Origin of the sequence: Schumannella sp. 10F1B-5-1 (genome assembly GCF_006517535.1) — a bacterium.
Lineage (GTDB): Bacteria > Actinomycetota > Actinomycetes > Actinomycetales > Microbacteriaceae > Schumannella.
In genome coordinates this window covers 42,695-54,127 of record NZ_VHQH01000033.1, presented here as the reverse complement: position 1 = coordinate 54,127, position 11,433 = coordinate 42,695, and the positions used below count along the sequence as shown (strand labels likewise).

Here is an 11,433-nt window from a genome sequence, read left to right as displayed (position 1 = left end):
CGAGGCATGGAGCCCCCATGTCCGCAGACCCGATCGACCCGATCGACCCGATCGACCCGATCGACGCTACCCAGTCGCACGCGGACGGTCGACGCCGACCGCGTCGTGTGCGCACCGTGATCCTGTCCGTCGTCGCCGGCGTGGCCGCGCTCGGCATCGCCGTCGCCGGGGTCGCCGTGCTCGCGCCGTCTGCTCCGGCGCCGGGGCACCGCACGGGCGCCGGGAGTGGCTCCGGCTCGCCGTCGCCCTCCGCCTCGGCTTCCCCCTCGGCAGCGGCGAGCGCGCCCGCCACCGCCGCCGATCTCAGCGCGGTGCTCGACGGCTTCTTCGCCGCCGGGGAGAAGGCCGCCGCCGACCCGACGACCGGCACCGATCGGGTCGACGCGGTCGCCACCGGCGCGCTCCTCGAGGAGATCGCGAACGACCAGCAGGAGCTGGCGGCCTTCGGCTGGACCCGCACCGGCTCGCCGACCGTCGTCTCGGCCAGCGTGGTGTCGAGCGACCCGGCCGCGAGCCCGCCGCGTCTCGTCGTGCGGGCGTGCATCGACACGACCGGCGTCACCACCCTCGACTCCGCCGGCAGCCCTCTGCCGAGCGACCCGACAGTCACGCCGCGCGCGCTGACCGACTACACCCTCGTGGCCTCCGGCAGCCAGTGGCTGCTCGCCGACCGCACCTACCCCGACAACCCCCAGTGCTGAGCGGACCCGACATGTCGAACCCCACTTCCCGCGCCCGGCGTCCTCTGCGCCTCGGCCTCGTCACCGTCATCGCGGGCGTCCTCGCCGCCGGCGTGCTGAGTCCGCTCCCGGCGGCGGCCGAGGCGCCGCTGCCGACCCCCGACGGTCTGTCGGCGCTCACCGCGGCGGCCTCGTGCTACGAGATCAAGCAGCGCAACGCCTCGGCGCCCGACGGCGTGTACTGGCTGTACACCCCGCAGCTCGGCGCGCCCGATCAGTTCTACTGCGACCAGACCACCGACGGCGGCGGCTGGCTCATGGTGGGCCGGGGTCGCGAGACCTGGTCGACGACCGACGAGGGTCGCGGCACGACGGCGCAGGTGCGCGATCCCGTCACCGGCACCGCGGCGTTCGACGCCCGCCAGCTCTCCTCGCGGACGATCGAGGCGCTGCTGGGCGGCGGCAAGGTCAGCGCGCTGAGCGAGGGGATCCGCCTGCGGCGGGCGACCAACGTGGAGGGCACGAGCTTCCAAGAGGCGCGCTTCACGTTCAGCTCTCCGCGCGACGACTGGACCTGGATGTACAACAACCAGCAGCGTGTCGCCACCTGGCGCATCGGCTCGACCAGCGGGACGGGCGGTCAGACCATCGGATTCGGCTCGGGAAGCGGCCTCAACCGCATCGACACCTCGACCGGGTCGTCGCAGGGCTGGACCGACGGATTCGGCTTCGGCTCGAGCGTCAACGGCTCCAACGCCGCGAGCAGCTGGCTGTGGTCGAAGGATTCGGGATCGGGATACGCGAAGGGCTTCACTCAGGTCTTCATCCGCCCTCGCGTCACCAGCACCTCCCTCTTCACGACCATCCCCGACTCCGGCACGACGGCGTCGACGGTCACTGCGGTCGCGTCCAGCTACGCGCTGCCCACCAACTGGGGCGTCGCCGGACTCGGCGCCGGCCCGCAGTCGATCGAGGGCAGCGTGCAGGTCAGCGCCATGATCGAATCGAACGGCGTCGTGTACGTGGGCGGCAACTTCACGAGCGTGCAGAAGACGTCGAGCGGCGGCAGCGCTGTCGCCCAGCCCTACCTTGCGGCGTTCGATCGCGCGACCGGCGAGCTCAAGACGGTGTTCCGGCCTGTGTTCAACAACCAGGTCAAGGCTCTCGCGGCCCTGCCCGATGGGCGGATCGCGGCCGGCGGCTACTTCACCCAGGTGAACGGCGAAGCGCGCACCGGACTCGTGGTGCTCGACCCGACCTCCGGCGCGACATCGACCGCGTGGTCGGGCCGCGTGATCGACCGCCAGAACAACAACGCCTTCGTGCGAGCACTCGACGTCCAGGATGGCTGGCTGTACGTCGGCGGCATCTTCACCCACTCGACGGGCGGCAGCCAGAGCAACGAGGTCTACACCAAGAGCGGCGCCCGGTTCTCGGTCGCGAACGGCACGCCTGACGGCAGCTGGAACCCGGAGTTCAACGGACGGGTCATGGCGCTCGACGCATCGTCGCTGGGAGATCGCGTCTACTTCGCCGGCTTCTTCTCGATGTCGAAGACCTCGGGCACCGAGAAGGCGGCTGCTCTCTCGACGACCGGAGCGACGGCGATCCCGTGGACTCCGACCTACTCGAGCTCGGTGAACTACCAGCAGGCGGTGAAGGAGGTCGGCGACTACATCTGGCTCGGCGGCTCGGAGCACTCGCTGTTCAGCTACCAGCGGTCGGACTTCTCTCTCGTCTCGACCACCGTCGGCAACAAGGGCGGCGACTTCCAGTCGATCGCCACCGACGGGAAGGTCGTGTACGGCAGCTGCCACTGCTTCGAGACCCAGTACTTGGGGAGCAAGACCTGGTCGAACATCGGGACGAGCTGGTACAAGGCCGAGAAGGTGAACTCCGTCGGAGCCTGGGATGCGACCACCGGTCGCTACCTCGACGATTTCAGCCCGCAGCTGAGCACGCTCTACGGAGCCGGCGGCTGGGGACTGTTCGTGGACTCCACGGGCACCCTCTGGGCGGGCGGTGATTACAGCTACTCCGAGAAGGCACCCACCACACGGCAGTGGTCCGGCGGGTTCATCCGCTATCCACTGCGCGACAGCACCGCGCCCACCACACCCACGAGCCTGGGCGTCACCCAGACGGGCAGCCAGGTCTCGCTGACCTGGGCCGGATCGACGGACGCCTCGGGCGCCGTGACCTATCAGGTGCTGCGCAACGACCGGGTCGTCGCCACGACGACGGCCACGACCATCACGCTGCCCGACGCCCCGGCCGCGACGAAGTACTTCGTGCGCGCCGCCGACGCGACGGGCAACATCTCGGCGAGCACGCCGGCGACGAAGGTCGGCACGACGGCGCCCCCGACCGATCCGGGGACGAATCCGAACCTGATCACCGCCGGGTCGACGTGGTCGTACAAGTTCGACGGCGAGGCGCCCCCGAGCGGATGGAACACCGCCGCCGGCAGCGCCGCGGGGTGGAGCAGCGGCGCCGCACCGCTCGGCTGGGGCGCGACGACGAACGCGACGACCGTGACCACGACGGTCACGCCGAAGCCGCTCACGACCTACTACCGCAAGTCGATCGACGTCACGACGGGCGGCTTCAGCTCGGTGACGCTGACCACGCGCGCCGACGACGGCATCGTCGTCTACGTGAACGGCACGGAGGTGCTGCGGCGCAACATCGACGCCGGCGCCGTGACGGTGAACACCTACGCGAACGCGGCGGTGTCGACCTCGACCGCCGCGGCGAACCCGATCACGGTCACGGTGCCCGCGAGCGCCTTCACGAGCGGAGCCAACGTGATCGCGGCCGAGGTGCATTCGAACTTCCGGTCGACGCCGAACAGCAGCTTCGAGCTGACCGCCGTCGCGAACACCGGCACGACGCCGGTCGACGTGCCCGATCCCGATCCGGGCACGCCGACCGACCCGGGCACCCCGACCGACCCGGGCACGCCGGGCACCCCGGTCGCCGCGGGCACCGCGCTGGTGGCCCCCGGATCGGGCTGGTCGTACTCCTTCCCCGTCGACGCTCCGCCGAGCGACTGGCGCTCGAGCGCCTTCGACGCCGGAGCCTGGGCGACCGGAGCGGCGCCGCTCGGCTGGGGCACCGGGCCGATCACGACCCAGGTCACGACCACGGCGACGCCGAAGCCGAGCTCGGTCTACTTCCGCGGCGGATTCGACCTGGCCGCGGGTTCGACCGTTCCCAACGGCCTGACCGTGACGACGCGCGCCGATGACGGGATCATCGTGTTCCTCAACGGCACCGAGATCGGCCGGTCGAACCTGATCCCGGGCACGATCACCCATACCACCTACGCGAACAGCGCCCCGTCGACCGCCACCGCGGTCGCGAACCCGGTGACGTTCGACGTGCCGGCGAACCTGGTCGTCAGCGGCCGGAATGTGATCGCGGTGCAGGTCGTCTCCAACTACCGCAGCTCGCCCAGCGTCAGCTTCGACCTCGGAGTGACGGTGAAGTGACCGCGCCGATCACGATCGTCGGGGGCCTGCCCGATCGCAGCATCGCGAGCGCGCTCGCCGCGCTCGAGTCGGCGCAGAAGCCCGGCGGCGGCATCCCCGCCTACACGCGGTGGGTCAACCGCCGGGCGGCGCGCGTCGTCGCCGCGGCCGGCTATGCGATCGGCGCGAGCGCCGACGCGGTGACCTTCACGTCAGCGGGCCTCTCGGCCGCCGGACTCGTCGTGCTCATCACGGCGCCCGTCACGGTGTGGAGCGGGCTGACCGCGGCCCTGCTGCTCGCGCTCGGCTACGTCTTCGACTCCGCGGACGGTCAGCTGGCGCGCCTCTCGCGCACCGGCGGGCCGGCCGGCGAGTGGCTCGATCACGTCGTGGATGCGATCCGCACGCCGGCGATCCACCTGGCCGTGCTCGTGGCGCTGTGGCGGCACGCCGAGATCGGCACCGCCTGGCTCTGGCTGCCGATCGCCTACACCGTGGTCTCGGTGGGCCAGTTCATGAGCCAGATCCTGGCCGAGCAGCTGGCGCGCGGACTCGGCTCGGATGCCGGCATCCCGCGCGGTGGCGGAACGCTGCGGTCGATCGCCCTGCTGCCGACGGACATGGGCGCGCTGTGCTGGGTGTTCGCGCTCTGGGCGTGGACGCCGGCCTTCCTGGTCGGCTACGGACTGCTGTTCGCCGTCAACCTGCTGCACACGGGGGCGTCGATGGTGCGCAAGCATCAGCGCCTGCGGCGACTCGCCGGGTGAGCGGAGGCACGCCCGCTCGGCTCCGGCGGCACGTCCCGCCCCGCGCGTAGGGTGGCCCGCATGTCGTGCATCCGCTTCAACACCCCGGCTCAGCGCGCCCAGCTCGCCCGCATGGCGCCGACCATGAAGAGCGCCGAGGAGATCGCCGCCGAGCACCCCGCTCCCCCGGTCACCGAGAGCAAGATCCGCCGACTGCGCATCCTCGCCGAGAGCCCCGTGGGCAAGATCCGCGAGAGCGTCGCGTCGAGCTATCACACGCCCGCCGACGTGATCGACAAGCTCGCGGCAGACCCCGACGAGAGCGTGCGGGCCGTGCTGGCCCGCAACGAGACCACGCCCTGCGACGTGCTGCGGTCCCTCGCCGACGACGAGTCGGCGACCGTGCGCGGCTGGGTCGCCGTGAACTACTTCGTGCCCGACGACGTCATGGTCAAGCTCGCCGACGACAGCGACGACACTGTGCGCCGCCTCGTGGCGTGGAAGGCCTCGCTCGCCGCCGAGGCGGAGCTGACGGCTCAGCCCGCCTGAGGCGATCGCGCGGACCTCAGCCCAGACGGCGACGCAGCTCCGGCCAGCTCGCGGCGAAGGAGGGGTGCAGCGGCAGCGCATCCACCGCGGCGATGTCGACCCAGTCGAGCCGCAGGCTCTCGGCGTCGCCGACGATCGGCGTGAAGCGCTCGCCGACCCGGGCCAGCACCGTCGTGTACGACCAGTAGCCGAGGTCGAAGACCAGCTCGTCGAGCACGCGCACCGACTCCGGCGGCACTCCGGCCTCCTCGTCGGCCTCCCGCAGCGCGGCCTGCTCGGCGGTCTCGCCCGACTTGCGGGCGCCACCCGGGATGCCCCAGGTGCCGCCGAAGTGGCTCCACTCCGCGCGCAGCTGCAGCAGCACGGCATCGTCGTGCGCGACGAGCAGCCCCGCCGCGCCGAAGGAGCCCCAGAAGCGGCCATCGGGGCCGTCGACCCAGACGTCCTCGGGGCCGCGCGGGCGCCGCGCCGAGGGGTCGTGGGTGGCGCGCGTCATGGCGTCAGCCTAGGGCGTGCGGTCGTCGGGGCACCGGATGCGCGTCACGCGAGGTCTCGCGATCGACACGCCGCGGCCCCGTGACGACGTCGGAGGTGCCGCCTACCGTGAGGTCATGGCCCCCGGAATCGTCCCCCCATTCCTGCTCTCCCGCATCGCCGAAGCCGAGAGCGAGCGTCTCGCCGTCGCCCCGCGCGCGGCGCGGCGCACGCTCGTGCTCACCGATCACGAGGTGCGACGCCGCGCGGCGATCACGTTCAGCGTCGACGGCGACGATCTCGTCGCCGAGCTCACCGATCAGCCCGATCGCACGATCGCCGACGCGAAGGGGTCGGAGACCCTGCCGGGCGAGGTCGTGCGGCGCGAAGGCGACGACTCGAGCGGCGACACCGCGGTCGACGAGGCCTATGACGGGCTCGGCGCGACCTTCGAACTGCTCTCGCAGGTCTACGGGCGCAACTCGATCGACGGCGCGGGCCTGCCGCTCGACGCGAGCGTGCACTACGGCGAGCACTACGACAACGCCTTCTGGAACGGCGAGCGCATGGTCTTCGGCGACGGCGACGGCGAGGTCTTCGGGCGGTTCACGGCGTCGCTCTCGGTCATCGGGCACGAGCTCGCCCACGGCGTGACCGAGCACACGCTCGGGCTCGTCTACCAGGGGCAGGCGGGCGCGCTCAACGAGTCGATCTCCGACGTCTTCGGCGCCCTCGTCGAGCAGCACGCGAAGGGGCAGAGCGCCGCCGAGGCGACCTGGCTGATCGGCGAGGGGCTGTTCACGCCCGAGGTCGAGGGGTCGGCCCTCCGGTCGATGAAAGCGCCGGGCACCGCCTACGACGACGATGTGCTGGGTGCCGACCCGCAGCCGGCGCACATGGACGACTACGTCGAGACGAGCGACGACAACGGCGGCGTGCACATCAACTCCGGCATCCCGAATCGGGCGTTCTACCTGGTCGCCGAGGCTCTTGGCGGCGACGCCTGGGAGCGGGCGGGGCGCATCTGGTACGACACGCTCACGGGCGACGGCGCCCGCGACCGTGTGCCGACGGATGCCGACTTCGCGCGCTTCGCCGCCGCCACGGTGCACGCGGCCGGCGCGAGGTACGGTGAGTCATCGCCCGAGATCGACGCCGTGCGCGCCGGATGGGCGGGAGTGGGAGTCGCGATCGATGACGGAGCGCAGGGCCGAGCAGGTCGATGAGCCTGGCGCCGACGGGTCGGAAGCCGCGGACGGATCGGGTGCCGCAGGCACGTCCGGAGCGGACGCCGTGGACATCGCGGAGGCCGCCGCAGATGCCGCCGCTGCTCCGGTCTCGGTGAGCGTCGCGCGCACGGGCGGCGTGGCCGGCATCCGTCGCGAGTGGCGCATCGACGTGGATGACGACGGTCGCGCCGATTGGATCCTGCGGATCGACGCGTGCCCGTGGTCGGGCGAAGAGACGTCGGGCGCCGACGCGTCAAGCACCGGCACGTCGGGCGCCGACACGTCGACCTCTGAGACCTCTGCCGCCGACTCCGCGGCCGCTGCGCGCGGCGCCGACCGGATGTCGTGGCAGATCGAGGCCCGCACCGGGACGGACGCGCATCGCGCCCAGCTGACCGAGCCGCTCACCGGGGCGTGGCGCGAACTGGTCGTCCGGGTGCAGCGCGAGGGCGAGGTCGTGCCGGCTCGGCGCGCTCTGCCCGACGAGGATCGTCCGGTGAAGCGCCGACCGGTCGAGCCGCGAGGCGGCGCATGAGCGCGGGCGTGCGCATCGACGCCTGGGTGTGCGCGGTGCGGCTCATGAAGACCCGCTCGGCGGCGAGCTCGGCGTGCAAGGCCGGGCACGTGCGGGTGAACGGCGAGCGCGCCAAGCCCTCGCAGAGCGTCGTCGTGGGCGACCACGTGCGCGTGCTGACGCCGGGCGGCGAGAAGCTCGTGACGGTCGAGAAGCTCATCGTCAAGCGCGTCGGCGCCCCGCAGGCCGCCGAGTGCTACACCGACCGCACTCCCCCGCCGCCGCCCAAGGAGGAGCGCGTCGTGATCGGCGTGCGCGAGCGCGGCGCCGGACGACCGACCAAGCGTGATCGGCGCGAGCTCGACCGGCTGCAGGGCCGTGCGCCGTGACGTCGCGCAATGAATGACATCACGCGATGCATGAAATCGAGCGACGAATGACGACCGTCGCCGACATCCGCGACGGCTGGAGCGCCGAGCAGATCCGTGCGGCCGAGCGCCCGCTGCTCGACGCCGGCGAGCCGCTCATGCGGCGTGCCGCGGCCGCGCTCGCGGCGGTCGTGCGCGAGCAGCTCTCCGAGCCCGGGGGCCGGGTCGTGCTGCTCGCGGGCTCCGGCAACAACGGCGGCGACGGACTGTTCGCCGCCGCCGAGCTGGCCCGCGACGGCGTCGCGGTGACGATCGTGCCGACGGGGTCCCGGTTGCACGACGCCGGGCTGACGGCGGCCGTCGAGGCGGGGGCCGAATTCGATCGGGCGGCGGCCGCGCATCCACGCGACTGGGTCGACTCCGTCGGGCCCGATGCGCTGCTGCTGGATGCGATGCTCGGCATCGGCGCGCCCGCCGCCGGGCTGCGCGGGGCCGCGCACGACGTCGCGAGCGCGCTGCTGCCCCGCGTGACGGAGCGCGACGCTCAGCGGCTGCGGGTCGTCGCGGTGGACGTGCCGAGCGGGATCGGCGTCGACGACGGGGCCGCTCCCGACGACGGCGTGCTGCTGCCGGCGACCATCACGGTGACGTTCGGCGCGATGAAGGCCGGGCTGCTGCGGCAGCCGGGTGCGTCGCTCGCGGGCGAGGTGCGGCTGATCGACCTCGGTCTCGCGCCGCACCTGCGCGGCTCACCGCTCGTGCGGGTGTCCTGACCGTGGAGACTCAGCGCGACGGGCTCACCCGACCAGCTCAGATGGACAGGCCCAGCGCGACAGGCTCGCCCCGCCAGGCTCACCGAGTCGGCTCAGCCCGCGAGACCGGCCTCGATCGCCGCGATCACGGCCGGGTCGTCGGGCTGCGTCGACGGGCGGAAGCGGTGCACGGTGTCGTCGGGCGCGATCACGAACTTCTCGAAGTTCCACTTGACCTTGCCGGCCTTGCCGTCGGCGTCGGCCGTCTTGACCAGCTCGGCGTACAGCGGGTGACGAGAGCGGCCGTTGACCTTGGTCTTCTCGAACAGCGGGAAGGTGACGCCGTAGGTCGTGGAGCAGAACTCCTGGATCTGCTCGGCGCTGCCCGGCTCCTGCCCCATGAACTGGTTGCAGGGGAACCCCAGCACCGTGAAGCCCTGGTCTTCGTACTGCTTCTGCAGCTGCTCGAGCTTCTCGTACTGCGGCGTCAGGCCGCACTTGGAGGCGACGTTGACGACCAGCACCGTCTTGTCGGCGTAGTCGGCGAGGGTGGCGGTGCCCCCGTCGATGGTCGTCAGGGGGATGTCGCGCAGCTCGCTCATGGCCGCAGACTACGCCCGCGCACCCGGCTGGCGCTGGGGAGCGGCCGGTGCGCAGGCCGGGCGTCTGCTGAGCACCGGCGCGCGCATCCCGCACCGCACCCGGCCGCCGCGCCAGGATGAGCCCATGCCCCTGCCCATCGAGGAGTACGCGCTCATCGGCGACGGCCGCACGGCCGCCCTGGTGGGCTCCGACGGCGGAATCGACTGGCTGTGCGTTCCGCGCTTCGACTCGGCTTCGGTCTTCGGCGCGCTGCTGGGCGACGAGAGCCAAGGTCGGTGGATGCTCGCTCCCGTCGTCGCGGACGGCGACGGCGACGGAGACGCCCCCGACGCCGACGCCCCCGACATCGCCCCGCCGCCGCGCTGCACCGAGCGTCGCTACCTCGACGACTCGGTCGCCCTGCTCACCCGCTGGGTCGTCGACGGCGGCGAGATCGAGGTGATCGACCTGATGCCGACGCGACGCGGTAGCGAGCACGGCGACGGCCACGGCCACGGCCACGGCGACGCAGGCACTCCGCACTCCGACCACGACCGCGTCGACGTGATCCGCCGCGTGCGGGGCGTACGCGGCCGGGTGCGCGTGCGGCAGGAGCTGCGCATCCGCTTCGACTACGCGGCCGCGCTGCCGTGGATGCGGCAGATCGGCGACGACGCCGCCCCCGCGCTGGTCGCGACGGCCGGTCCCGACGCGCTCGTCGTGCGCGGCCCCGCGTTCGAGCCGGTCGATCACGCGCACGCCGCCGAGTTCGAGGTGGGCGAGGGCGAGACGGTCGACACGGTGCTGACCTGGTTCCCGGCGCACCGCCGGCCGCCGCATCCCCTGGACGTCGACGCCGCGATCGACGCGACCCTGGTCGAGTCGCGCGACTGGATCGCCGGCGCCGACTGCGGCACGGTGCACCCGGACGCGGTGCGCCGCTCGCTGCTGCTGCTGCGCGCGCTGACCCACGCCGACACGGGTGGCATCGTCGCGGCCGCGACGACGAGCCTGCCCGAGCAGCCGGGCGGCGCGCGCAACTGGGACTACCGCTACGTCTGGCTGCGCGACGCCGCGCTGACGCTGCAGGCGCTCGTGGCCCGCGGCTTCCGCGACGTGGCGCATCACTGGCGCGACTGGCTGCTGCGGGCGGTGGCCGGCGATCCGAACGACCTGCAGATCATGTACGGCCTCGCGGGCGAGCGCCGTCTGCCCGAGTGGGAGGTGCCGACGCTGCCGGGCTACGAGGGCGCGGCGCCGGTGCGGGTGGGCAACGCCGCGTCGGAGCAGTTCCAGGCGGATGTCGTGGGCGAGGTCATCCTCGCGCTCGAGCAGACGCGGCGCGCCGGCGTGAAGGAGGACCGCTTCTCGTGGTCGCTGCAGCAGGCGCTGCTGGGCTGGGTCGAGCAGCACCTGGACGAGCCCGACAACGGCATCTGGGAGATCCGCGGCGACCCGCAGTTCTTCGTGCACTCGCGCGTCATGCTCTGGGCCGCCTTCGACGCGGCGATCCGCGCGGTGCACGAGGCCGGGCTCGAGGGTCCGGTCGAGCGCTGGGAGCGCAGCCGCGACGCGCTGCGCGCCGAGATCGAGAGCCGCGGTGTCGACCCGGCGACGGGGGCGTTCCGTCAGCACTACGCCACGAGCGAGGTGGATGCGGCGCTGCTGGTGCTGCCCCAGGTCGGCTTCGTCGCGGCCGACGATCCGCGCATGCGCTCCACGGTCGAGCTGATCGAGCGCCAGCTCATGCCCGACGGGCTCGTGCTGCGCTACCGCACGACCTCGGGCGTCGACGGTCTCGAGGGCGCCGAGAGCCCGTTCCTGGCGTGCTCGTTCTGGCTCGTGCAGGTCTATGCCCTGCAGGGGCGGCACGATGAGGCGTCGGCGCTGCTGGATCGCCTCATCGGCTTCGCGAACGACGTCGGGATGCTGGCCGAGGAGGTCGACGCGACGACCGGCGCGCACCGCGGCAACACCCCGCAGGCGTTCTCGCACCTGAGTCTGGTGCGGGCCGCAGGTGCCGTGGCGCGGGCGCGGGCGGGGACGCGCTGACGCTGGCCCCGCGC

11 protein-coding genes are annotated in these 11,433 nt (G+C 72.7%); 9 read left to right on the top strand and 2 right to left on the bottom strand.

Annotation, left to right across the window (positions count from 1 at the left end; genetic code table 11):
• Positions 1 to 17: 17 nt before the first annotated feature.
• The 4 genes from FJ658_RS03935 to FJ658_RS03920 are packed head-to-tail and all read left to right on the top strand — an operon-like array spanning position 18 to position 5,448.
• Positions 18 to 701 carry a hypothetical protein gene (locus tag FJ658_RS03935; protein ID WP_141144072.1) on the top strand — a complete coding sequence of 228 codons (684 nt, stop codon included), beginning with the start codon at positions 18 to 20 and terminating at the stop codon, positions 699 to 701.
• 11 nt (positions 702 to 712) lie between these two features.
• Complete coding sequence (locus tag FJ658_RS03930; RefSeq protein WP_141144071.1) at positions 713 to 4,174, top strand: fibrinogen-like YCDxxxxGGGW domain-containing protein; 3,462 nt, start codon at positions 713 to 715, stop codon at positions 4,172 to 4,174.
• Complete coding sequence (locus FJ658_RS03925) at positions 4,171 to 4,920, top strand: CDP-alcohol phosphatidyltransferase family protein (protein ID WP_255447545.1); 750 nt, start codon at positions 4,171 to 4,173, stop codon at positions 4,918 to 4,920. The genes FJ658_RS03930 and FJ658_RS03925 overlap by 4 nt, the downstream gene beginning before the upstream one ends.
• Positions 4,921 to 4,980: 60 nt before the next feature.
• The gene (locus tag FJ658_RS03920; protein WP_141144070.1) at positions 4,981 to 5,448 is read left to right on the top strand and encodes a hypothetical protein; all 468 of its coding nucleotides are present in this window, start codon (positions 4,981 to 4,983) and stop codon (positions 5,446 to 5,448) included.
• 16 nt (positions 5,449 to 5,464) lie between these two features.
• On the opposite strand, the gene FJ658_RS03915 is transcribed toward FJ658_RS03920, so the two are convergent.
• Entirely contained in the window at positions 5,465 to 5,944 is a 480-nt protein-coding gene (locus tag FJ658_RS03915) for an NUDIX domain-containing protein (protein WP_141144069.1), read from the bottom strand.
• Positions 5,945 to 6,059: 115 nt separating this feature from the next.
• Between FJ658_RS03915 and FJ658_RS03910 the strand changes: the two genes are divergently transcribed.
• The 4 genes from FJ658_RS03910 (at position 6,060) to FJ658_RS03895 (ending at position 8,806) form a co-directional block, all read left to right on the top strand.
• On the top strand, positions 6,060 to 7,148 hold the full coding sequence (locus tag FJ658_RS03910) for a M4 family metallopeptidase (protein ID WP_141144068.1): 1,089 nt from the start codon (positions 6,060 to 6,062) through the stop codon (positions 7,146 to 7,148).
• A gap of 67 nt (positions 7,149 to 7,215) precedes the next feature.
• A complete protein-coding gene (locus tag FJ658_RS03905) occupies positions 7,216 to 7,686 on the top strand; it encodes a hypothetical protein (RefSeq protein ID WP_141144067.1) in 471 nt (156 codons plus the stop codon).
• Complete coding sequence (locus FJ658_RS03900; RefSeq protein ID WP_141144066.1) at positions 7,683 to 8,054, top strand: RNA-binding S4 domain-containing protein; 372 nt, start codon at positions 7,683 to 7,685, stop codon at positions 8,052 to 8,054. The genes FJ658_RS03905 and FJ658_RS03900 overlap by 4 nt, the downstream gene beginning before the upstream one ends.
• Before the next feature lie 47 nt (positions 8,055 to 8,101).
• Positions 8,102 to 8,806 carry an NAD(P)H-hydrate epimerase gene (locus FJ658_RS03895; protein ID WP_141144065.1) on the top strand — a complete coding sequence of 235 codons (705 nt, stop codon included), beginning with the start codon at positions 8,102 to 8,104 and terminating at the stop codon, positions 8,804 to 8,806.
• A 92-nt stretch (positions 8,807 to 8,898) separates the two neighbouring features.
• Here FJ658_RS03895 and FJ658_RS03890 read toward each other — a convergent pair whose 3' ends face one another.
• A complete protein-coding gene (locus FJ658_RS03890; protein WP_141144064.1) occupies positions 8,899 to 9,387 on the bottom strand; it encodes a glutathione peroxidase in 489 nt (162 codons plus the stop codon).
• A 124-nt stretch (positions 9,388 to 9,511) separates the two neighbouring features.
• Here FJ658_RS03890 and FJ658_RS03885 point away from each other — a divergent pair, with 124 nt between their 5' ends.
• Positions 9,512 to 11,419 (top strand): glycoside hydrolase family 15 protein, encoded by a 1,908-nt coding sequence (locus FJ658_RS03885; protein WP_141144129.1) that lies wholly within the window; start codon positions 9,512 to 9,514, stop codon positions 11,417 to 11,419.
• The last annotated feature ends 14 nt before the right edge of the window (positions 11,420 to 11,433 follow it).